Origin of the sequence: Paraburkholderia phymatum, from assembly GCF_038900715.1 — a bacterium.
Classification (GTDB): domain Bacteria; phylum Pseudomonadota; class Gammaproteobacteria; order Burkholderiales; family Burkholderiaceae; genus Paraburkholderia; species Paraburkholderia phymatum_A.
In genome coordinates this window covers 190,460-214,139 of sequence record NZ_JAYMRZ010000005.1, presented here as the reverse complement: position 1 = coordinate 214,139, position 23,680 = coordinate 190,460, and the positions used below count along the sequence as shown (strand labels likewise).

Here is a 23,680-nt window from a genome sequence, read left to right as displayed (position 1 = left end):
CGTGTTGTTCTGCGTCGCCGCCGTCGTTAAAGGCGCCTGTTATGCGGAAGGCAATGCGGCGTAGGCGGTGGCGAGGTGATAGGGCGTCGTCGAAGGCATGTCGGCGCGAGCGACCTCGCCCGCGAGCGTCTTGCATTCGACCCAGCCCTGCGCGTGCAGGAAGCGCGGCTTGAAGCGCTCGATCTGTTGCGGCAGCAGCGCGCGGATGGCGGCGTCGTCGTGCACGGCCAGCGCGCGCAGATATTCCGTCTGCGCCCAGATGCGCTGCGTCGAGTCCTTGATGCCGCCCGTCTCGTCGAGCGCGGCATGCACGCCGCCCGTGGCCGCATCGACGCCCCGTTCGTGCGCGAACGTGAACGCGCGCGCCAGCGCTTCGCGCAAGCCCGAGCCCGCGAGCACATCGCCCGCCTGCTGCACGAGCCAGAACCATTCGAACTGATGGCCGGGCTCGAGCCTGTTGTCCGCGCTGCCTGTGCCGCCTGCGCCGCCCGCGCTGTCAACAGGCAGTTCAGCGATGCAGCCCGTCGGCTCATGCACGAAGGTGCGCGCAATCGCTTCGCCGAGCTTCACGAGCGCCGTGTCGAACGCGGCGTCCTGCGTGGCCGCGCGCGCTGCGAGCCACGCTTCCGTCAGATGCATCAACGGATTTTGCAGCGGCATCTCGCCCTTCGTCGCGAAGTCGGCGCCGAGTGCCGCGTGCAGCAGGCCATCGTTCGCGGCGAAGCGGTCTTGGATCAGCGACGATGCGCGATGCACGACGTCGAGCGCATCGCGGTTGCCCGAGCGGGCGCCGTATTCGGCGCATGCGAACACAACGAACGCATGCGTGTAGAGATCCTTGGTCGTGTCGAGCGGCGCGCCTTGCGCATCGACGCTATAGAACCATCCTCCATGCTTGCTGTCCTGAAAGACACGCATCAGCGATTCGAACAGGCGCAGCGCATGCTCCATCTCACCTGCAAGCGCAAACACGAACATCTGCCGCGCGCACGCCATCGCGCGATAGCGGACGACGGGCAGCGGCGTGTGGCCATCGGCTGCGACGGCTTCATACGGCAGGCCGAGCGACGCGTTGAAGCCCGGCCCTCGCCAGATCGGCAGGATGACGCGCGCGAAGTGGTCGCGCAGCGCGGCTGCAAGTTCGGGCGTGGATGCGGTTGGGTTCATGGTTGCAGGAATTCGATGAGTGGAGTCGTGGGCGCGATGTGAAGCGCATGCGGGCCGTATGCGCGCCGGGGCTACAGCATAGCAAACCGCGCGCGATGCTTATTGCGCAAACTGGGGCAGCGGCGATGTCGCGGTGAGGTTGTTTCTGGGGCGGGGTGATGCATGGGGCTTGGAGTAAGTGCTTTGCATGGGGCTGGAGTAAGTGCCGACGCATTAACTCCAGCCGACAGCTAAAGCGCCGACTCTGGTCGACCGCTCTGCGTGCGGCTGGGTAAGTGCTAAAGGACCAACTCTGGCCGACCGCTCTGCATGGGACCAGAGTAAGGCGCCAAAGCACCAACTCCAGCCGACCGCTCTGCGTGGGGCTGGAGTAAGTGCTAAAGCACTAACTCCAGCCGACAGGAGAACAACATGATTAGCAACGTCGAACTGATCTCCCGGCTCGTCCTCGCGGCGGTGCTCGGCAGCGTGATCGGCTTCGAACGCGAGCGGCTTTCGTGGGCCGCGGGGCTGCGCACGCATATGCTCGTGTGCGTCGGCTCGGCGCTCTTCATGATCGTCTCCGCGTTCGGCTTCGCGGACGTGCTAGGCACCGAGCACGTCGTGCTCGATCCGTCGCGTGTCGCCGCGCAGGTCGTCTCCGGGATCGGCTTCCTCGGCGCGGGCTCGATTCTGCTGCGCGGCTCGATCATTCGCGGGCTGACCACGGCGGCGAGTCTGTGGTCCGTCGCGGCCGTCGGCCTTGCTGTCGGCGGCGGACTGTACACGGCGTCGATCGCCGCGACGATCATCGTTCTGGCCATCCTCGCAGGCGTCAAGCCGATCGAAAAACGCTTCATCACGGTCAAGCAGCGCCGCCAGCTGACGCTCGTCGTCGAGCGCGGCTCGATGACGTTCCATTCGCTGCACGAAGCGCTGGGTCCGGCGAGCCCGCGCGTCAAGCAATTCGTGATGCAGCAGAGCGACGACGATCCCCAGTTCGACGAAGTGCTGATCACGCTGAATCGCGTGTCGACGACGGAATACACGGCGATTTGCGATCAGCTGAAAGCGCTGCCGGGCGTGAAGGACTTTCGCGAAAACGGGGAGCCGGCCTGAGCGGGCATCAGCGGACGCGGACCTGCGCCGAACGGATCAACGACGCGCGCCGCTCGCACGCGAAGCCCGTCGCAAAAAGGCCAGCGATCCATTTCTGTGTCCCCTTTTGCGTGAGACAATGCGGGCTCTAAAACACGCTGACGGCATGTTGTAGCGGCGCCTGACAGGCGACGAACGCTGCCTTTCCCGCTTTCCTTCATGGCAGATTCCGCAGATTCCACGATTTCCCGCCCGGCGCGCGCCCGTTCGCAGAAGCGGCGCGCGTCCGCTGTCTCTCCCGAAACGGAAAACAAGCTCGCGCGGGCGGCGCGCTCGGCGCAGCGTCTCGCGCAATTGAGCGATGCCGTGCGCGACGACAGCACGCTCGACCTGTTTCCCGACGACACGGCCCGCGCCGAGCAGCATGCGATGAACATCGACGTGCGGCAGGGCACGCTGGCCGGCTTCGAGTTGCCCGATGTCGTGCTGGCTGCGGCGGGCGCGTCGGATGCGAGCGGCTTTGCGGCGGGGCCGGTGGAAGCGAAAGCGGGGCTGCGCGCGGCGCGCGCGGCGGCGTCGCCGTCGAAAGAACCGACGCCAGCCGATGATCCGCACGCCGGGCAGATGCTGATCGAAACGGAAGCGGGCTTGCCGGAATCGGCTGCGGCTGTGGCTGAAAGCAGTGCAGCTGATGGACAAGCGTCGCGTGCTGCTGCGGCTGAAGACGGCATGGCGACGCAGACGGCGACGTCGGCGAGCATTGCAAAGGTGACGGGCGATACGGCGTCGCAGACTGCATCGCTGGCAGCAGCAAGCGTGATGCGAAGCGTGGCGGCGCTGCGCCAGGCTTCCGCAACGGCGGCTGAATCTGCCGAGCCGAAGGAAGGCGCAAAGGCGTTGGCGTCCGGCGGCGCGGCGCAGCGCTCCGTCGCGGCGAACGCCAAAGCCGCGACGGCTGAGCGCGGCGTGACGGCATCGGATGCGTTGGCGGAGCCAGGTGGTGGAAGAGGGGCAATCGACGGAAAGGGCGGGAACGGCGCGACAGGCACGACAGGCACGACAGGCACGACAGGCACGACAGGCACGAACGCGACGGCCTCAGCCACGCAGCCGACCCGCGCAAACGCAACCGGCCCAGCCGCACAAACGACACGCGCAAACGCACCCGGCCCAGCCACGCCGATGACCCGCGCGCCCTACGTCGCAACGGCGTCGCATCATCATTCGCCGCGCGCCACGCCCGAACTGGATCAGGCTCGTGCGACCGCCTTCGCCGATACCGTCGACGCCTTGTATGGCGTGATCGCCGACCAGCGCCGCGCTGCCGGCGACCACTCGCGGCGCATGAAATGGCTGCTGACGATCGTCGTTTGCGCGCTGCTGATGACGATTGCAATCGGTATCGCGCAGACGTTGCTGCTGTTGCGACTCGCGCATCAGTCGACGGCGCAGGAACAGCGCATCGAGCAGATGATGCTGAACCAGCAGGCCACGCTGGCGACGCTGCTCGACACGGATTCCTCGACGACGAGCCTTCCCGTCAGTGCGCAAGCTCCGGCGCCTGCTTCACCGGCTGCCGCGACCGCGCCGGCAAAGCCCGCCGATACGCACGTCGCGCACGCCCAGCACGCGCAGCGGCGGAAGTCAGCGCACGCTCACTAGGCATCGACGCTGGCTGCGTCGGTGCGCGGCCGGCAATCCCTCCTGTTTCGACATCGGCGATTTACGCGCGAACGATATGACGGCGTTTCGCCATTGGGCCTTCCGCAGGCGCAAAACGCATCTAACGGTCTACTCCGCGCCGACGCCATCAACGCTCAGCGGGCTGTTGCATTTACACATCGACGTCTCGAAAAAACAGGGGCGGGTCTGCAAGCCTGATTTAGCGGGCTTGACGCATCGCAACATCCTCCCAAACGCCCTGCGACGAAAGACTGTGCCCGATAAATTGCTGCATTGCACTAGCTTTTGACTAGGGAAAACCCTATACTTCTTCTTACGGGAAAACCCTAGATCACCACCAACCGGGAGTCGCCATGAACTATCTTTTCGCGCTGTTCCAAAAGGTTAGCGAGCTCTTCGCGTCGCCTCACTTGCCTCTGGATTCGGATTACTCGTACGAAGCACGCCATCGCGAAGCGGAGCGTGTTCGCAAGTCGCAATCAACGCTGTTCGGCATCCGCCTGACCGACTGATCGCTGATTGGCCGGCCGTCGGACAAAAAGACGTCGCACTGCGCATGTCGCCGCCATCCAGAAGCGGCGAACAATTCAAGGAACCTGGCTACGCCGGGTTTTTTGTTATTTGCGTTGCTATTTGCGCTTTATGCCTCGATTGGCGTGAATTCAGTCCGTAGCCAAGTTCCGTATTGCGCGCGGCGTCGCAATCCGTCGCTCATTATTTCGATGGCGAAATGAATGTAACGCGCGATTCGCGCCCGGCCAGCCAGGAAAACGATCGGAAGCGCATTTAGCGTTGTGAAATCAGGGCGTGTCGGCTTCAAGCCTCATCCGTTGATGTGTCTCGCTTTTGAATGTGCGCTTACAAGTCCTCACGTCTGTGAAAGGTCTGCGCCGCTAAAGTGCTTCTCAAGCGAAGGGCACGAATCTCAGACCAACCCGGTCGATTCAGCCGTCGCTCGCAACGAAACTCGATAGGGAGAATAGTCATGAAGGCCTTGAATAAGACAACGCGTTCGATCATCGCGGCAGTGCTTGCAGGCGGCGCACTGCTTGGCGCGACCAGCGCCTTTGCGCAGCATGCGCCCGTCTACGGGCAGCCGCACATGATGCCGGTGGGCGTGCAGATCAACATCGGCTGGCACGGCGACCGCTACTGGGACGGCCACCGCTACTGGGCGCACGACGACTGGATGCGTCACCACCCGCATGACCGCGATCCGTATCACGATCGCGATCACGGCCACCGTCCGCCGCCCCCGCGTTACTACTAACGCGTTGAGGTCAGCCTGACGGCATCGGCTGGAGATGCCGCCGGGGCGAAAACAGGGCCGGCCGCTCGCAAGAGCGCGCCGGCCCTGTCGTATCCGGCGTCGGAAAAACGCATGCTGCGCTATGCTTTCGTGCTTTGATCAGCGGCACGGTACCAGCAAGGGGAATGAGGATTGAGCAAGCCAGTCGTAGGCGTGGTGGGAACGGGATTGATGGGCGTCGGCATCGCGACGCAGAGCGCGCTGCACGGACACCGGACGATCGTCAACGACGTCGACCCCGCGCGGCTCGCCAGCGTCGCGCCGAAGGCACAGGCGGTGCTCGACGAACTGATCGACGCCGGCTGCATCGATGAGCAGGCGAAAGCGGCGGCGCTTGCGAACATCGAAACGAGCGCATCGCTCGACGTCATGGCCGATGCGCACTTCGTCATCGAAGCGATCCCGGAAGTGCTCGACCTGAAGCATCGGCTTTACGCGGCGCTGACGGGCATACTGCGCGACGACGCGATCCTCGCGAGCAACACAAGCGGCTTTCCGCCGGATCAACTCTCGGTGCCGCTGCGCGCGAAAGAGCGCTTCCTGATCGCGCACTACTGGAATCCGCCGCATATGATCCCGCTCGTCGAAGTGGTGCCGGGCAGCGATACGTCGCAAGAGGTCATCGATGCGACCGTCGCGCTGATGAACGCGACGGGCATGGAGCCCGTCGTGCTGTCGAAAGCGATTCCGGGCTTCGTCGGCAACCGTCTGCAGTTCGCTGTGTTGCGCGAAGCGCTGAACATCGTGCGCTCGGGCGCGGCGACACCCGAAGTCGTCGACCGCGTGATGAAGGCGTCGCTGGGCAAGCGCTGGGGCATCGTCGGACCGTTCGAAGGCGCGGATATGGGCGGCCTCGATACGTTCGTCGATATCGCGAGCCATCTGATGCCGGCGCTCGCGAAAGACGAAGACGTGCTCGATCTGCTGCGCGAGCAAGTGCGGGCGGGACGCGTCGGCGTGCGCAGCGGCGCGGGCTTTTACGACTGGGACGACGCGCAGGCCGCGAAGGTGAAGGCGGGACGCAGGCGCGTGATCCAGTCGAACGGGCAGAAGCGCGGAGAACGCTGAGCGGTGGCGCAGAGCAGCGCCGCCGAGCAGCGCCGCTGAGCATCGCGAACCAGATGCAGGCGAGCCGGATGCACGCAAACCAGGCCCAAGCGAACCCGGCGCAAGCGAATCCGACGCAAGCGAATCCGACGCAAGCGAACCAGACGCAAGCGAACCAGGCCCAAGCGAACCAGACGCAAGCGAACCAGACGCAAGCGAATCAGATGCAGGCGAGCCGGATGCACGCGAACCCGGCGCACGCGAACCCGGCGCACGCAAACCCGGCGCAAGGGAACCCGGCCCAAGCAAACCACGCGCAAGCGTACGAAACCAAAGCGAAACAAAGGAAGCGACATCATGTCGGACGTCTATTTCTACGACCCTGCCGCCGGTCACGGCCTGCCACACGATCCGTTCAAGGCGATCGTCGCGCCCCGCCTGATCGGCTGGGTCTCGACGCGCGCGGCAAGCGGCCAGTTGAATCTCGCGCCCTACAGCTTCTTCGGCGCGTTCGCGACGTTTCCGTCGATCATCGGTTTTTGCAGCGAAGGCCGCAAAGACAGCATCCGCAACATCGAAGAGACGCGCGAGTTCGTCTGGAATCTCGCGACGCGTCCGCTCGCCGAGCAGATGAACCGCACGTCGGCGCCCGTTGCACCCGACGTCGACGAGTTTCAGCTTTCGGGCCTCACGCCCGCGCCGGGACGCAACGTGTCAGTGCCGCATGTCGGCGAATCGCCGGCGGCGCTCGAATGCAAGCTGCTGCAAATCGTCCAGTTGCACGACCTCAGCGGCAAGCCGATGGACAACTGGCTCGCGCTCGGCCAGGTGGTCGGCGTGCATATCCGGAGCGAGTATCTGAAAGACGGCCTGTTCGACACGCACGCCGCGCAGCCGATCATGCGCGCGGGCTATCGCGCCGACTACGCGCAGATCGGCGACATGTTCCAGATGATCCGTCCGACATCCTGACGATTCCCGCTTCAAGTCAGCGCGACGAACGCCACGTTCGTAGCAGCAGCGCGTTCGTCACGACGCTGACGCTCGAAAACGCCATCGCCGCGCCCGCGATCATCGGATTCAGCAGCCCGAACGCCGCGAGCGGAATGCCGATCAGGTTATAGACGAACGCCCAGAACAGGTTCTGCCGGATCTTGCGCCACGTGCGCCGCGAGATGTCGATCGCATCGGCGACGAGCGCCGGGTCGCCGCGCATCAGCGTGATGCCCGCCGCGTGCATCGCGACGTCGGTGCCCGTCGCCATCGCAATGCCGATGTCGGCGGCGGCGAGCGCGGGCGCGTCGTTGATGCCGTCGCCCGCCATCGCGACGACGCTCGACGTGCGGATCTTCAGGTCGTGTACGACGCGCGCCTTGTCGGACGGCAGCACCTGCGCGTGCACTTCGTCGATGCCGAGCGCTGCCGCGACGCTTTTCGCACTGCCTTCGTTGTCGCCCGTCACGAGCGCGCTGGTCACGCCCATCCGCGACAGGCGCTCGACGGCGGCACGCGCGCCGGGCTTCAACGTGTCGCCGAATGCGATCAGCGCGAGGACTTCTGCCGACGCGTCCGCGTCGCCGCGCTTCATCAGCCACGACACGGTATTGCCTTGCGCTTCGAGTTCGCGTGCCCGCTCGGCGAGCGCGGGCGGCAGCGCGGCATTCAGTTCGCGCAGCCAGCGGCTGCTGCCGATCGCGACCGTTGCTCCGCCGATGTCCGCTTCCACGCCGCGCCCCGCGACAGCGCGCGCCTCGCCTGACGCGGGCAGCGCGTTGGCGCTGGCCTGCGCTTCCGGCTCTGCGTCGAACGCCTTCACGACCGCCTTCGCAAGCGGATGATCGCTGTGCCGCTGCACCGCGGCCGCCAGCGCGAGCGCATCCGCGCGGTCGATGCCCGGTGCCGCGTCGAAGGCCGTCACCGACGGCTGGCCGACCGTCAGCGTCCCCGTCTTGTCGAACGCGACCACGCGGATCTGATGCGCGATTTCGAGCGCCTGCGCATCCTTGATCAGCACGCCGTGACGCGCGGCGACGCCCGTGCCCGCCATGATGGCCGTCGGCGTCGCGAGACCGAGCGCACACGGGCACGCGATCACCAGCACCGCGACCGCGTTGAGAATGGCCGTCTCCGCGTCGTTCCCCGTCAGCAGCCAGCCTGTCAACGTGACGAGCGCGATCGCGAGAATCGCCGGCACGAAGATCTCGCTGACGCGATCGACGAGCCGTTGAATCGGCGCCTTCTCCGCCTGCGCCGTCTCGACGAGCCGGATGATCCGCGCAAGCGTCGTCTCCGCGCCGATGGCCGTCGTCGTCACCGTGATCGCGCCCTCGCCGTTGATCGAGCCCGCCGTCACGCGGTCATCCGGCTGCTTCGGCACGGGCAGGCTTTCACCCGTGATCAGCGATTCGTCGATATGCGTGCGGCCTTGCAGCACGGCGCCGTCGACGGGCACGCGCTCGCCCGGCCGCACCGCGACGATCATGCCGACGCGCACCTGCGCAAGCGGCACCTCGTGCTCCTGCGCGCCGACGACGATGCGCGCGCGATCGGGCCGCAGCGCGTTGAGCGCGCGGATCGCGTCGGTGGTCTGGCGCTTCGCGCGCGCTTCGAGCCACTTGCCGAAGCGCACCAGCGTAATGACGACGGCCGACGCTTCGAAGTAGAGATGCATCGTGTCGCCGGGATGGAGCGCCATCTGATAGACGCTCACGCCATATGCCGCCGACGTGCCGAGCGCGACCAGCAGATCCATGTTGCCCGAGCCTGCGCGCACGGCTTTCCACGCGGCACGGTAGAAGCGCGCGCCGAACGCGAACTGGACGACGGTGGCGAGCGCAAGCTGCAACGAGGCGGGCAGCATCGCGTCAAGGCCGAGCGGTTCCGCGATCATCGGGACGATGAGCGGCAGCGTCAGCAGCGCGCAGAGCACGACGGCGCCCAGCTCGCGGCGCACGGCCTGGCGCGCGAGGGCGTCCTTGTCGCGACCGGCGGGCGCGGTGCCGGCGTCGGCAGCATCGGTCGCGACGGGCATCGCCTGATAGCCGGCTTTCGTGACAGCCGCAATCAGCTGATCGATGCCGACCGCGCCGTTGGCCGTCACGGCGGCCTTTTCGGTCGCGAGATTGACGGACGCCGACGTCACGCCCGGCACTTTCGCGAGCGCCTTTTCGACGCGCAGCGCGCACGCCGCGCACGTCATGCCGCCGATCGCGAGTTCCGCGCTCGTGCTGCTCGTGGCTGCGACATCGTTCGCGGACAGCGGCGCTTCCTCCAAGGCTTGCGCGTCGTAGCCCGCCTTACGCACAGCGGCGATGAGCGTATCGACGGCAACGGAGGCGTCGGCCTCGACGCTGGCCTTTTCCGTCGCCAGATTCACCGACGCGCCCGAGACGCCCGGCACTTTCGCGAGCGCCTTCTCGACGCGCAGCGCGCATGACGCGCACGTCATGCCGCGGATGTCGAGTTCGGCGGTTTTCACGTCGACGTGGGAAGTGTCGGCGGCGCGCGGCGTGGCGAGATCGGTCATAGCGGCGAGGCTCCGGTTACGGCGCATGAGTTCTTGATGGAGCCAGTATCGACCTTCCCATGATGGGAAGGTCAAGAGCTGTCGAAAATCGGTTGTTGCGCGTGGTCAATCGAGGTCGGGCGGCGCGGCCAGCATCGCGTCCGCGACGGCGCGCTGCTCGTCGCTGTTGCGTTCGTTGAGTGCGTCGGCGGCGCCGCGCCGGTCGGCGGAAGCCTTGTTCTGGCTCAGCTTCCATTTGCCCGTCAGCTTCGTGAGCTCGATCTCGATGCCGACGATCGCGCCCAGCATCTGCGAGATGTAGTCGGACGGCGCGTCGCCCATTTTCCACGGCACCGGCTCGCCCGCTTCCATCTTGCGCGTGAGCCGCGCGACGAGTCCGCGCACGAACGCTTCGTCGTCGCGCACCGTGATCGGGCCGTGCGCATGCACGACCATGTAGTTGTACGTCGGCACCTGGCGATGCGTTTCATGCTTGCTCGGATACCACGTCGGCGAAATGTACGCGCTCGGTCCCTGGAAAATCACCAGCGCATCCGGCCGTTCGGCCACTTCCTGCCAGACGGGATTCGCTCGCGCGACGTGCGCGCGCAACGTGCCGTGCGGACCTTTGCCGGCGTCGAACTCGAACGGCACGTGATTCGCGTCGAGTCCGTTCGGGCCGACGGTCACGAGCGATCCGAGCGGATAGTCGGCGATCAGCCGATGGAGAACTTCCAGACGGTTCTCTTCGAAATGGGCGGGAATGTACATGAATCGGCTCCGGGTAAAAGGCGGCGACGGCGATGCTCAGAAGTGTGCTCAGAAGTGTGCTTAAAAGTGCGCGTAAAAGTGCGCGTAAAAGCGCAACCGTATCTCAAAATGCAAGGCAATGTTCACGTTCGTGCCTTATTGCTTGCCGCCGCGCCGCGGATAAGATAAAACGCGGTGTCGGAAAAGCAATGTCAGGACAATGCGACGGGTTGACGCGAGCGGGGGCTCGGCGGATCTAGTCGGTTCTGACCCGAGAGATACATCCAGGACCGCGGTTCATCGAATGATAAAAAATCGCCGAGAACAGTTTCCGTTTCGCCTTGCCTGTGCGGCGCTCGCAGGCGTTGCACTTCTTGCCGGCTGCTCGTCGACTCCCACCGTGGCGCCCAAGCCTACTGGATGGATCAAGGACGAGGTTGCCGATTCCTACGTTTTTGCGTATCCGCTCGTGCTGATGGGCACGGCGCGCGATGCCGCCGTCGGCACGGGCCCGGGCCAGGCGCCCATCAACACGGTGCGCCACGCGACCGCGCTGCCGCCCGTCGGCGCGCACAATCCGCCGACGCCCGGCATCGATACGCTCGACTCGACCGCATGGCTCGACGTCGGCGACGAGCCGGTGATCGTATCGCTGCCGGCGTCGCCGGGGCGCTACGTCGATGCGCGCGCGCTGGACATGTGGACCAACGTGTTGTGGTCGACGGCGGCTTCGCAGGGCGCCTCCCGGGCGACGGGCGTCAAGGCGCAGACGGTCGCGTTCGCGAAGCCCGACTGGAAGGGCGATCTGCCGAAGGGCGTGAAGCGCATCGACGCGCCGACCCGCAATGTCTGGCTCGACGTGCGCATCCAGACCAGCGGCGCGCACGACCTGACGGCCGTGCGCAAGGTGCAGCGCGGCATCCGCGTGGCGCCGCTGAGCGTCTATACGGGCGACGCGTCCGCGGCGTCCGCGGCGTCCGCGGCGCCGCGCAGCCTTTCCGCCGATACGGGCGCATCGGGCTCGCCCGCCGACCAGGTCGCCGCGCTCGATGCGAAAGGCTTCTTCGATCGCGTCGCGCAACTGCTGCCCGATAATCCGCCTTCGCCCGCCGACCCGCATGCGCTCAAATTTCTCGCGGACCTCGGCGTGCAGCCGGACGAGCCCGTCGAGTTGCCGTCGTCGGCGACGGGCGCGATCGCGGGCGGTCTGGCGGACGGCCACGCGCGCGTCGCCACGCCGCCGACCAACATGGTGATGGGCAACGGCTGGAGCTGGTTCGGCGATGGCGTCGGCAGCTACGGTCCTGATTACGCATTGCGCGCGTATGCCGCTTATGCGCAGCCGGGCATCGGTACGAAGGACGACGAAGTGCGCGCGAGCGTGTCGCTCGACAGCGACGGTCACGCGCTGAACGGCGCGAACCGCTACGTGATGCATTTCGCGCCGAAGCAGGTGCCGCCCGTGCGCGGCTTCTGGTCGGTCACGGCCTACACGAAGGACGGCGCGCTCGGCGAAAGCGCGCCCGCGCATGCGGCCGTCGGCGACAAGGCGGGCGTGCGGCGCAATCGCGACGGCTCGATCGACGTGACGGTGTCGTCGGTGCGGCCGCGCAAGGCAGCGAACTGGCTGCCCGCGCCGCGCGGCGATTTCCAGCTCGTGCTGCGTCTCTATGCGCCGAAGCCGGAAGCGAGCGATGGAACCTGGGCGCCGCCCGCCGTCGTGCGTCAATAGAGAATGAAGGCGGCGGCCGCATGACGGCGATGGTCGTGCGTGCGACCAGAGCAGGTGCTCTGCATGGGGCTGGAGTAAGTGTCAAAGCACCAATTCCAGCGGACAGTCGAAGCGCCCACTCCAGCCGACCGCTCTGCGTGGGACCGGAGTAAGTGCTGTGCATGGGGCTGGAGTAAGTGCTAAAGCACCGACTCCAGCCGACAGCTAAAAGCGCCCACTCCGCTTAACAATACCCTTGGTTCGACGGGTATCCGCGGCTTTACACTTTCTCACCTTTATTTGCCTGCAACGGTCGGCATTCCCATGACATTTGATGGTTTGCCCGAAGTACACGACTTATACTTTGGGCAAGCTGGATCTTCGTCACAGCGGCGAGCTTTGCGCCGCACTACCCGCGACCGAGCATGGCAAGCCCCACCAAAGCAACACTCATTTCTTCCATTCAAACCGTCCGCGAAGTCGCGCAAGGACGACGCGCCCGGCGCATCGTACTCATCCTGTTCATCGTGGTGGCCGTATTCGGCCTGCTCGGCTTTTTCGCCGCGCCGCCGCTGATTCGCCACATCGCCGAACAGCAGCTCAGCGAGCAACTGGACCGGCCCGCTACGATCGGCCGCATCGCGCTCAACCCGTACACGCTCAATTTCGAAGCGGACCGCGTGCATATCGGCGAGCGCGGCGGCAAGGGCGATTTCGTCGACATCGAACGGCTGATCGTGCGCACGTCGTGGAGTTCGATTTTCCGGCTCGCGCCCATCGTCGATGAAGTGCATCTGGACTCGCCGCGCTTCACGATCGTCCGCTACGACGCGCAGCACTTCAATTTCAGCGACCTGATCGAGAAGTTCGCGAAGCAGCCGTCGAAGCCCGAAAGCAAGCCCGCGCAGTTCTCGGTTTCGAACATCCGGATCGAGAACGGCAAGATCACCTTCGACGACCGCCTGCTCGGCGTCACGCACGTCGTCGATCAATGGAAGCTCGGCATTCCGTTCATCGCGACGCTGCCTTCGAAAACCGATATCTTCGTCGAGCCTTTGCTGCGCGCGCGCATCGACGGCAGCCCCCTTGCCATCGACGGCCGCACGAAGCCGTTCGCGAAGTCGCGCGAGTCGGAAGTGTCGCTGCGCTTCCAGGGGCTCGACGTGCCGAAGCTGCTGTCCTATTCCCCGACGAAGCTGCCCGTCACGGTGCAGGCGGGCAAGCTGTCGAGCGATCTGAACGTCAACTTCGTGATGGCGGGTGATGCGCCGACACTGCGCATCACGGGGACGACGGATCTCGCCGACATCGACGTGCTCGACGAGCACAAGGCGCCGTTCTTCGCGGCGCGCTCGCTGCATGTGGCGGCGGCGACGCTCGAGCCGCTCAAGAGCGTCTATCACTTCGACGATATCCGTCTCGATGCGCCTGACGTACACCTCGCGCGCGACAAGAGCGGCATTCTGAGCGTGCAGCATACGTTCGCCCCGGCGCCCGCAGCCGGCGCGGCGAATCAGGCCGCGTCCGCGCCCGCACCCGCGTCCGGTGCGCAGGCGAAGCCGGAAGCGGCGAAGGCCGCGCCGCCCATCGACTTGCAGATCAAGCGCTTCGCGCTCTCCAACGGGACTGTCGACGTGCAGGACGACGCGGCGTCGCGACCCGTGTCGGCGGGGCTGGCGAATCTCACCGTGTCGCTCGACGACTTCTCGACGCTCGGGAAGACGCCCGCGCGCTATAGCGTCAACAGCGGCCTCAAGAACCAGCCGAAGAGCGCGCTTGCTGTGACGGGCAACCTGACGCTCGCCGCGAAGACCGCCGATGCGAAGATCGACTTGAAGTCGCTGTCGCTGCCCCTCGCGCAGCCGTATCTCGACACGGTGACGGCGGCCAAGCTGGTCGACGGCACGATCAGCGTGCAGACGAACCTCACGGCGAACTGGTCGAAAGAGCCCATCGACCTGCAGATCGGCGAAAGCCAGATCGGCCTGCAATCGGTCAAGGTGGCGGCGGCGGGCGAGAAGCAGCCGGCCATCGCGATCGCGGACGGCAAGGCGAGCGTGAAGCACGTCGACCTGCCGGCTCGCAAGGCGGAAATCGACGGCGTGGACCTGACGGGCCTGTCCGTCGATGCACAGCGCCTTAAGGACGGCACGATCGATCTCGCGACGCTCGCCGGTCCGCCGCACGAAGACGTGCACCAGCACACGGTGATCCATGCGGCGAAGAAAGCATCGCAGGAAGGGCCGGCCTGGCGTTACAGCATCGGCGAGCTGAACGTGAAGAACTCGTCGGCCACGTTCACCGACAACACGACCGCGCGTCCCGTCAAAGTCGTCGTGACGCCGCTGCAGCTGAAAGTGCAGAAGATCAGCGAGGACATGAGCCACGCGCTGCCCGTCGAGCTCCAGGCGACGGTGAACGGCAAGGGCACGCTCGGCGTGACGGGCGACGTGACGGCGACGCCGCTCAAGCTCGGGCTCAAGATCAACGCGAACCGGCTCGATGCCGCCGCGTTCGAACCGTACTTCGGCAGCAAGCTGAACGCGACCGTCGCGAGCGCGCTGCTGAACGCGAACGGCGAAGTGACGATGGCGCAGGAAGAAAAATCGAAGGGCGTGCGCGCGACGTATCACGGCGACGCGGCGCTCGTCGACGTGCGGATGATCGACAAGGCGACGTCCGACCCGTTCGGGGGCTGGCGCTCGCTTGCGCTCACGGGCCTGAAGGCGAACTACGACGCGCATGGCACGGATGTCGATGCGGCCAAGGTCACGTTCACGAACTTCTACGGCCGCGTGCTGCTCGATGCGCAGGGCAAGCTGAATCTGAAGGACGTGGTCGCGCAACAATCGGGCGAGTCGCAGTCGCTTACGCGCGAGAAGAACGCCAAGGGTCGTGAGCCGATTCCGCTGAGCCCGCCTGCCGCATCGGAAGCGCGCGTTGCTGCCGCACCGGCGGCGGCGTCGACTGCCACGTCGGCGGCTGCGCCGGCTGCGGCGTCGGCGGCCTCAAGCGCGGCCGTGACGGTGACGGGGACGCCGCAAAACCCGGTGCGTCTGCATTTCGGTCAGCTCGTCTTGCAGAACGGCCGCGTCAACTACACCGACAACTTCATCAAGCCGAACTACTCGGCGACCCTGGTCGCGATTCAGGGGACGGTCGGCGCGTTCGGCACGGACTCGAAGCAGCCGGCGCCCGTCGATGTGTCGGCGAAGCTCGCGGCCAATGGACCGATCACGATCCGCGGCTCGGTCAATCCGCTGATCGCGAAGCCGTCGCTCGATCTGACGGCGACGGCGCACGACATCGAACTGACCAACCTCACGCCGTACTCGGCGAAGTACGCGGGTTATCCCATCACGAAGGGCAAGCTGAACGTCGATCTGCACTATCAGCTCGCGAATGACCAACTGACGGCGAACAACCACATCTTCATCGACCAGCTGACATTCGGCGATCACGTCGACAACGACACGGCAACCAAGCTGCCCGTGCGGCTCGCGATCTCGCTGTTGAAGAACTCGCGCGGCGAGATCGACGTGAATATTCCCGTGTCGGGTTCGCTGAACAATCCGGAGTTCAGCATCGGCGGGCTGATCTGGCATGCCGTGCTGAACCTGCTGCAAAAGGCCGTGACGGCGCCGTTCTCGCTGCTCGCGCATGCGTTCGGCGGCAATGGCGAGGAACTCGGGTATGTCGAGTTCGATGCCGGTTCCGCCGCGCTCTCCGACGCGTCGCAGAAGAAGCTCGACGCGATCGTGAAGGCGCTCGCCGACAAGCCGTCGGTGCGTATCGAAATCATCGGCCGCGTCGATCCCGCCGTCGATCAGCCTGGCCTGCGCACGGCATATGTCGATCGGCTCGTGCGTCAGCAGAAGATCAAGGACGTGGTGGGCAATGGCGAGAGCGTCGACCCGATGAGCATCAAGGTCGACGACAAGGAATACGACAAGTATCTGACCAGGGCCTACAAGGATGCGGACTTCAAGAAGCCGCGCAATTTCGTGGGCCTGACGAAGACGCTGCCCGATGACGAGATGAAGGCCGCGCTCGCCGAGCATGCGCCCGTGACGGATGCGAGCTTGCGCGACCTCGCGCAGCGGCGCGCGCAGGCGGTGCAGCAGTACTTCGAAGGCAAGATCGACAGCAGCCGCGTGTTCATCGTCGCGCCGAAGCTCGACGCGTCGGGGATCAGCGACAAGGGCGCGACGACGCGAGTCGATTTCGGCCTTAAATAAGGCGTCGGCGCGTTCACGTGCGTATGGCGTCGCCGGCCGTGTGCCGGCGGCGGTTAGCAACGTGCTCGCATACGCACATTTGCGCGCGTGAAGCACACGAAGCACACGAAGCACCCGCACAAACCGCCGCGCGCACCCCCCAGCCTCACCTCAGGCGGCTCGCGTCGGCGCCGCCGGTGTCTTCAATGCCGTCTGCTCGATCACGCGCGCGAGCGTGTCGAACGCGGGGCCGATGCGATCGTTCGGCACGCACGCATAGCCGAGCAGCAGACCGCGTCGCTCAGGCGTCTCGCTGTTGTAGTACGACGCGAGCGGCCGCACGATCACGCCGGCGTCGTATGAAGCCGCCGTCACTTCGCGGTCGTCCGCATGATCGGGCAGGCCGAGCACCAGATGCAGCCCCGCTTCGTCGCCCATCACGGGCAGCGTGTCGCCGAAGCGCGCGGTGATCGCATCGATCAGGATCTGGCGGCGCTCGCCGTACAGCGCCCGCATGCGCCGCACGTGCGACGTCAGATAGCCGTCCATGATGAACTCGGTCAGCACGGCCTGCTGCATCAGCTGACCTTCGCGATACAGCTCGGCGAGGCCCGTGCGAAACCTGTCGACGAGATGTTCCGGCGCGATCATGTAGCCGATCCGCAAGCCCGGAAACAGCATCTTCCCCAGACTGCCGACGTAGATCACCTGGCCCGCGTCGTCGAGCCCTTGCAGCGACGCGAGCGGCCGGCTGCCATAGCGGAACTCGCTGTCGTAATCGTCCTCGATGATCCACACGCCGTGCTGGCGCGCGTATTCGAGCAGCGTGCGGCGGCGCGCGAGGCTCATCACCATGCCGAGCGGATACTGATGCGACGGCGTGACGAGCGCGATGCGCGGCGGCGACTTCAGATCCGGCTCGCGCGGATTGAGCCCTTCGTCGTCGACGGGCACGGGCACGAGCGTCAGCCCCGACGCCTGCAGCACGCTGCGTGCGCCCCAGTAGCACGGCTCCTCGACCCACGCGCGGTCGCCGACGTCGGTCAGCAGCCGCACGGCGAGATCGATCGACTGATGAATGCCCGTCGTGATGATGATCTGGTCCGGCGTGCACTTCGCCGAGCGCGCGACCCGCAGATAGTCCGACAACGCCCGCCGCAACGGACGATAGCCGCCGCCCGGCGCGTACGTCAGCAGATCGGGGTTCGCCTGCTTCCACAGCTTCGATTGCAAGCGGCTCCACGTGCGTGCGGGGAATTCGGAGACATCCGGCACGCCCGGCATGAACGCGCCCCATTGCCGCGCCGACACGCCCGCCTTGCTGATGAGCCGCGAGCCGCGCATCGACAGGCCGCCGCGCTCTGGCGCGCCGGATTGCGCTGGCGCCGTGCCCGTGACGACGCCGACGGGGCCACTTGCCGCGCGTGGCGCCTTGCGCGCGTTGACGGCGGTCGTATCCGGACGCGTGTCGGCGACGTAGGTGCCGCTGCCCGTCGTCGAAATCACATAGCCTTCGGCCGTGAGCTGGTCGTAGACGTGCAGCACCGTGTTGCGCGCGATGCCGAGATCGACGGCGAGCGTGCGCGAGCTGGGCAGCTTCGCGCCGGGCGGCAGCTGGCCCGTGAGGATGGCCTGCTGCATCAGCTCGAGCACTTGCCGGTAGACGGGTTCGGTGGCCGTCCGGTCGAGCCGCGCGGCGAGCCAGTCCGACAGGATGACAGTGTCCAAGTGGTTCTATCCGGAATTATGAAATGGTTCCCTATTGTAGAACCGTAAGCGGCTATAGTGGATCACGCAATCGATGCGATTCTGCGCGATGAGTAGAACCATCTGGGTAGAAACCCGTACATGCGACGGCAGGCCATGGAGACGGACACGATGAGAACCGAAGACGTAATCGTCAGCTTTCGGGGTGTGCGCAAGACCTATGACGGCGAAACGCTCGTCGTCAAGCAACTCGATCTCGACATCTATCAGGGCGAATTCCTCACGCTGCTCGGGCCGTCCGGCTCCGGCAAGACGACCTGCCTGATGATGCTTGCGGGCTTCGAGTTTCCGACGGGCGGCGAGATCTGGCTCGACGGCCAGTTGCTCAACAACGTGCCGCCGCACAAGCGCAACATCGGCATGGTGTTTCAGAACTACGCGCTGTTTCCGCATCTGACCGTCGAGCAGAACGTCGCGTATCCGCTGACCGTGCGCAAGCTCTCCGCCGACGAACGCGCGCACAAGGTCAACAACGCGTTGAAGATGGTGCGCATGGAGGGCTTCGCGAAGCGTTATCCGGCGCAACTGTCGGGCGGCCAGCAGCAGCGCATCGCGCTGGCTCGCGCGCTCGTCTTCGAGCCCAAGCTCGTGCTGATGGACGAGCCGCTCGGTGCACTCGACAAACAGTTGCGCGAGCACATGCAAATCGAACTGAAGTCGCTGCACGAAAAGCTCGGCGTCACGTTCGTCTACGTGACGCACGATCAGGGCGAAGCATTGACGATGTCCGATCGCGTCGCAGTGTTCGACAAGGGCATCGTGCAACAGCTCGATACCGTCGACCGCCTCTATGAATCGCCGTGCAACGAGTTCGTCGCGAACTTCATCGGCGACAGCAACCGGCTGCGCGGCACGGTTGCGAATGTCGACGGCGATTACTGCGAGTTTCACCTGATCGACGGCACGCGGCTCGTCGGGCGCAATATCGGTGGCGCAAAAGCGGGCGCGCAAGGCATCGCGTGCATCCGGCCCGAGCGGATGAAGCTCGCGGCGGGTGCGTCGAAAGCCGGCGCGAATGCAGTGGCAGGCGAAGCGCGCGGTCTCATCTATTTCGGCGACCACGTGCGCATGCGCTGCCGTCTGCCGGAACAGGACGAGTGCTTCGTGAAGGTGCCGCTCGGCACGGAAGCGCTCGAAGGCTTCGCGCCGGGCGTGCCCGTCGCGCTCGAGTTCGCGCCGGAGCATCTGCGCGTGTTCGCGTGAGCAGAAGCGGGAAACGGTAAACACCAACGAGAAACGCAAACCAGAAACGCAAACCAGAAAGAGAAGAACGTCCACGTCGTAAGCAACACTCATCACACCATCACACACGGAAGAGGAACCACCATGAAGAAGATCGTGCAATCGCGCTGTGCCGTGGCTGTCGGCGCATTCGTCCTCGCACTCGGCTCGGCGGCGATGAATCAGGCGAACGCGGCGGAACTGACGGTCGTGAACTTCGGCGGCGCGAATGGCGACGCGCAGAAGGCGGCCTTCAACCAGCCGTTCGAAACGCAAAACGGCGCGAAGGTGACGGCCGTCGAGTACAACGGCGAGCAGGCCAAGGTGAAGGCGATGGTCGAGGCGAAGCACGTGAACTGGGACGTCGTCGAAGTGGAATCGGGCGATCTGGGCCGCGGCTGTGACGAAGGCCTGTATGAAAAGCTCGACTGGTCGAAGCTCGGCAAGAAGTCGGATCTGATTCCCGAGGCGCCGCAAACGTGCGGCGTCGGCATCTTCGTGTGGTCGACGGCGATGGCATACAACGCCGACAAGCTGAAGACGGCGCCGGCAAGCTGGGCCGACTTCTGGGACACGAAGAAATTCCCGGGCAAGCGCGGCATGCGCAAGGGCGCGCGCTACAACCTCGAGTTCGCGCTGATGGCCGACGGCGTCGCGCCGAAGGACGTCTACAAGGTGCTCGCGACGAAGGAAGGTCAGGACCGTGCATTCAAGAAGCTCGACGAACTGAAGCCGAATATCCAGTGGTGGGAAGCGGGCGCGCAGCCGCCGCAATTTCTCGTGGCAGGCGACGTCGTGATGTCGACGGCCTATAACGGCCGTATCGATGCCGCGCAGAAAGAAGGCAAGAACCTGAAGGTCGTGTGGAACGGCAGCATCTACGACCTCGACTACTGGGCGATGCCGAAGGGCACGCCGAACAAGGCGCTGGCCGAGAAGTACATCGCATACACGATCTCGTCGAAGCCGCAGCAGGAATACGCGAAGCACATCGCGTACGGCCCGGTGAACGAATCGGCCATCAAGTCGCTCGACGCGAAGACGCTCTCGAATCTGCCGAACTCGCCGGCCAACGGCAAGAACGCGGTGCTGCAGAACCTCACGTTCTGGACCGATCACGGCGACGAACTGGAGCAGCGCTTCGCGTCGTGGGCGTCGAAGTAAGCATCAGGAGAATGCGATGCGGCGTCTGTTGAAAGAGGCCGCATCGCGGCGGTACTGAAGTGACGTCAGATGGAGAAACGTGTGACGACGATGACGATCGCCGCCGACTCGGCACCCGAGTCGGCGAACAAACTCAAGCGCGAACTGAAGGCCGCGGAAGCGAAGAAGCGCGCGATGGCGCTGCTGCTGATCGCGCCGCTCGCGATTTTTCTGCTGATGATCTTCGTCGTGCCGATCGGCGCGCTGCTCACGCGCGCCGTGCAGAACCCGGAGATCGCGACGGCGCTGCCGCATACCGTGACGGCGCTGCGCGACTGGGACCGCAAGTCCGCGCCCACCGACGCTGCGTATGCCGCGCTCGCCACCGATCTGACGGCCATCGCCGACGGCGAAGCAATGGGCGCGCTGGCACGCCGTTTGAACACGGAAATCCCCGGTTATCGTTCGCTCGTCGCGAAGACGGCGCGCGCGATGCCGCTGAACGACGATGCGGGCCATGCGCTGCCGCCCGCTCAGACGAAGGCGAAGATTCTCGAAACGGATGAGCGCTGGGGCGACGTGAAGTACTGGCAGGCAATCGCGAAGAACGGCGGCACGTACTCGCCGTTCTATCTGCTCGCCGCGCTCGATCACAAGCAGGACGCGTTCGGTCAAATCATTCCGACCGACCCCGAGCAACAGATCTATCTCGCGGTGTTCAGCCGCACGTTCGTGATCGGCTTTGCCGTGACCGTGTTCGCGCTGCTGCTCGGCTATCCGCTTGCGTACTGGATCTCGACGCTCAATGAACGGCGCGCGAATCTCGTGATGATCCTCGTGCTGATTCCGTTCTGGACGTCGATTCTCGTGCGCGTCGCTGCGTGGATCGTGATTCTGCAAAGCGAAGGGCTCGTCAACAAGGCGCTGCTCGGCACGGGGCTGATACACGATCCTCTGGCGCTGCTGTTCAACCGCGTCGGCGTCTATATCTCGATGACGCATATCCTTTTGCCGTTCATGATCTTGCCGCTCTACAGCGTGATGAAGTCGATTCCGCCGAGCTATCAGCGCGCGGCGATCTCGCTCGGCTCGCATCCGTTCGCGGCGTTCTGGCGCGTGTACGTGCCGCAGACATATCCGGGCGTCGGCGCGGGCGCGCTGCTCGTGTTCATTCTCGCGATCGGCTACTACATCACGCCGGCGCTGCTCGGCGGACCGAACGACCAGATGGTCAGCTACTACGTCGCGTACTTCACGAACGTGACGATCAACTGGGGCATGGCGTGCGCGCTCGGCGGTCTGCTGCTCGCGGCGACGCTCGTGCTGTATGTGATCTACGGACGCTTCACGCGTTCGCAAGTGAGCCTCGGCTGACGGCAAGGAGCATGCGATGAAACTGGCCAAACCGATGTTCGCGCCGCACACGTCGATGATCGAGCGCGTGTGGTACTTCACGCTGCGTGGGCTTGCCGTGCTGACGCTGCTGTATCTGATCCTGCCCGTGCTTGCGATCGTGCCGCTGTCGTTTTCGTCGAGCACGTTCCTTGTCTATCCGATACCGGGCTGGTCGCTGCGCTGGTATCAGAACCTGATCGCTTCCGACGAATGGCGGATGGCCGCGAAGAACAGCTTTATCGTCGCGCCGTCCGCGACGGTGCTCGCCACCGTGCTCGGCACGCTCGCGGCGATCGGGCTCACCAAGGCGAACTTCAAGGGCAAGGCGCTGCTGATGGCGGTGCTGATCTCGCCGATGATCGTGCCCGTGGTGGTGGTCGGCGTCGGCATGTATCTGTTCTTTGCGCCGCTGGGGCTGGCCAATACGTACATCGGGCTGATCATGGCGCATGCTTCGCTGGGCGTGCCGTTCGTCGTGACGACGGTGGCCGCGACGTTGCAGGGCTTCAACTACAACCTCGTGCGCGCGAGCCTGTCGCTCGGCGCGAGCCCCGTGAAAACCTTCTTCAACATCACGTTGCCGGTCATTGCGCCGGGCGTGATCTCGGGCGCGCTGTTCGCGTTCGCGACGTCGTTCGATGAAGTGGTGGTCACGCTGTTTCTCGCGGGCGCGGATCAGACGACGCTGCCGCGTCAGATGTTCACGGGCATTCGCGAGAACATCAGTCCGACGATCGCAGCGCTCGCAACGATCCTCATCGTGTTTTCAACTTGCCTGCTGCTGGCGCTCGAATGGCTGCGCGGCAGGAATGCGGCGCGGGCGGTGGCGGTGTAGGGGCGGTTGCTCGCGGTCTTCTGCCGCTGCGCGCGAGGCGCGCAATGCCGCGCAGTTCGCGTTGAAAAGGGCCTCACGATTTTTGTAGAAAATCGTGAGGCCCTGATTTTTTGCGAGGCGATTCCTGTATAGATCGGCATTGCAAATGACCGTGGAGAACACGCTGCAATGCTCGAACAATCACTGACGATACGCCCACTGATCGAAGCCGACGCCGACGCCTTTCGAACGCTGCGGCTCGAAGCCATCCAGGACTCTCCGATGGCGATATGGCCGACGCTCGAAGAAGAGCGCGCGAAACCACACGATGTCGTTCACGCGCAAATCCGGCACACTGAGCGGCAAGTGGTGTGGGGCGCGTTCGATGGCGAAGCGCTTGTCGGCATCGCGGGCATGAGGCGCGAGCCGTTCAGGCAACTGGAACACAAGGCGCTGCTGTGGGGCGTGTTCGTTAGACCGGCGTATCGGAAGTGCGGCATTGCTCGCGAACTGCTGAACCACGCATTTGCGCGAGCGCGCGAACAAGGCGTGCTGCAAGTCTCGCTGTGCGTGAACGCGGAGAACGATCGGGCGCAGCGGTTGTATGCGTCGATCGGTTTCGTCAGCTACGGCATCGAGCCGCGCGCACTACGCGTCGACGGCCGATACTTCGACGAAAAGCACATGATGCTCTATCTGGATCGCGGAGCCGCATCGTAGCTGCGATCTGATTTCGCTCTTCACCCCACGCTTTGACAAACGTTCACAACCCAGGTCGATCGCTGCTGTACAACCCACGCTGACCCCATGAGTGGCGTCAACGAAAGCGGGTTACGGCATCGTCGTGGCTCGTTCCAATAACTGCAATACAACC

Annotated in this window: 17 protein-coding genes; 13 read left to right on the top strand and 4 right to left on the bottom strand. The window is 65.1% G+C overall.

Annotation, left to right across the window (positions count from 1 at the left end; translation table 11 throughout):
• Nucleotides 1–39 precede the first annotated feature (39 nt).
• Nucleotides 40–1,167, bottom strand: coding sequence for an AGE family epimerase/isomerase (locus VSR68_RS12020; RefSeq protein ID WP_342940056.1), 1,128 nt, complete (start codon nt 1,165–1,167; stop codon nt 40–42).
• A 411-nt stretch (nt 1,168–1,578) separates the two neighbouring features.
• On the opposite strand from VSR68_RS12020, the gene VSR68_RS12015 reads away from it, so the two are divergent.
• The 6 genes from VSR68_RS12015 (at nt 1,579) to VSR68_RS11990 (ending at nt 7,255) form a co-directional block, all read left to right on the top strand.
• The gene (locus VSR68_RS12015; RefSeq protein WP_342940055.1) at nt 1,579–2,265 is read left to right on the top strand and encodes an MgtC/SapB family protein; all 687 of its coding nucleotides are present in this window, start codon (nt 1,579–1,581) and stop codon (nt 2,263–2,265) included.
• Between the two features lie 198 nt (nt 2,266–2,463).
• Entirely contained in the window at nt 2,464–3,906 is a 1,443-nt protein-coding gene (locus VSR68_RS12010; RefSeq protein WP_342940054.1) for a hypothetical protein, read from the top strand.
• A 374-nt stretch (nt 3,907–4,280) separates the two neighbouring features.
• Entirely contained in the window at nt 4,281–4,439 is a 159-nt protein-coding gene (locus VSR68_RS12005) for a hypothetical protein (protein WP_342940053.1), read from the top strand.
• Between the two features lie 473 nt (nt 4,440–4,912).
• Complete coding sequence (locus tag VSR68_RS12000; RefSeq protein WP_342940052.1) at nt 4,913–5,197, top strand: hypothetical protein; 285 nt, start codon at nt 4,913–4,915, stop codon at nt 5,195–5,197.
• 171 nt (nt 5,198–5,368) lie between these two features.
• Complete coding sequence (locus tag VSR68_RS11995) at nt 5,369–6,304, top strand: 3-hydroxyacyl-CoA dehydrogenase family protein (protein ID WP_342940051.1); 936 nt, start codon at nt 5,369–5,371, stop codon at nt 6,302–6,304.
• Nucleotides 6,305–6,640: 336 nt separating this feature from the next.
• Entirely contained in the window at nt 6,641–7,255 is a 615-nt protein-coding gene (locus tag VSR68_RS11990) for a flavin reductase family protein (protein WP_342940050.1), read from the top strand.
• A 16-nt stretch (nt 7,256–7,271) separates the two neighbouring features.
• Here the strand turns inward: VSR68_RS11990 and VSR68_RS11985 are convergent, their stop codons facing one another.
• Together VSR68_RS11985 and VSR68_RS11980 are read right to left on the bottom strand one after the other, a co-directional pair.
• A complete protein-coding gene (locus tag VSR68_RS11985; RefSeq protein ID WP_342940049.1) occupies nt 7,272–9,809 on the bottom strand; it encodes a heavy metal translocating P-type ATPase in 2,538 nt (845 codons plus the stop codon).
• A gap of 105 nt (nt 9,810–9,914) precedes the next feature.
• The gene (locus VSR68_RS11980) at nt 9,915–10,559 is read right to left on the bottom strand and encodes an FMN-binding negative transcriptional regulator (protein WP_342940048.1); all 645 of its coding nucleotides are present in this window, start codon (nt 10,557–10,559) and stop codon (nt 9,915–9,917) included.
• 283 nt (nt 10,560–10,842) lie between these two features.
• Between VSR68_RS11980 and VSR68_RS11975 the strand changes: the two genes are divergently transcribed.
• Nucleotides 10,843–12,270, top strand: a complete 1,428-nt coding sequence (locus VSR68_RS11975) for a DUF1254 domain-containing protein (RefSeq protein WP_342940047.1) — start codon at nt 10,843–10,845, stop codon at nt 12,268–12,270.
• A gap of 404 nt (nt 12,271–12,674) precedes the next feature.
• Nucleotides 12,675–16,487, top strand: a complete 3,813-nt coding sequence (locus VSR68_RS11970) for a DUF748 domain-containing protein (protein ID WP_342940046.1) — start codon at nt 12,675–12,677, stop codon at nt 16,485–16,487.
• Nucleotides 16,488–16,637: 150 nt separating this feature from the next.
• Here VSR68_RS11970 and VSR68_RS11965 read toward each other — a convergent pair whose 3' ends face one another.
• Nucleotides 16,638–18,194, bottom strand: coding sequence for a PLP-dependent aminotransferase family protein (locus tag VSR68_RS11965; protein WP_342940045.1), 1,557 nt, complete (start codon nt 18,192–18,194; stop codon nt 16,638–16,640).
• A gap of 150 nt (nt 18,195–18,344) precedes the next feature.
• Here VSR68_RS11965 and VSR68_RS11960 point away from each other — a divergent pair, with 150 nt between their 5' ends.
• The 5 genes from VSR68_RS11960 to VSR68_RS11940 all read left to right on the top strand — a co-directional run bounded on the left by VSR68_RS11960 (nt 18,345) and on the right by VSR68_RS11940 (nt 23,526).
• Nucleotides 18,345–19,436 carry an ABC transporter ATP-binding protein gene (locus VSR68_RS11960; protein ID WP_342940044.1) on the top strand — a complete coding sequence of 364 codons (1,092 nt, stop codon included), beginning with the start codon at nt 18,345–18,347 and terminating at the stop codon, nt 19,434–19,436.
• A 123-nt stretch (nt 19,437–19,559) separates the two neighbouring features.
• Complete coding sequence (locus VSR68_RS11955) at nt 19,560–20,618, top strand: ABC transporter substrate-binding protein (RefSeq protein ID WP_342940043.1); 1,059 nt, start codon at nt 19,560–19,562, stop codon at nt 20,616–20,618.
• A 90-nt stretch (nt 20,619–20,708) separates the two neighbouring features.
• A complete protein-coding gene (locus VSR68_RS11950) occupies nt 20,709–21,971 on the top strand; it encodes an ABC transporter permease (protein ID WP_342940251.1) in 1,263 nt (420 codons plus the stop codon).
• A 16-nt stretch (nt 21,972–21,987) separates the two neighbouring features.
• On the top strand, nt 21,988–22,827 hold the full coding sequence (locus VSR68_RS11945) for an ABC transporter permease (protein ID WP_090869733.1): 840 nt from the start codon (nt 21,988–21,990) through the stop codon (nt 22,825–22,827).
• Nucleotides 22,828–22,995: 168 nt separating this feature from the next.
• Nucleotides 22,996–23,526 (top strand): GNAT family N-acetyltransferase, encoded by a 531-nt coding sequence (locus VSR68_RS11940; RefSeq protein ID WP_342940042.1) that lies wholly within the window; start codon nt 22,996–22,998, stop codon nt 23,524–23,526.
• The last annotated feature ends 154 nt before the right edge of the window (nt 23,527–23,680 follow it).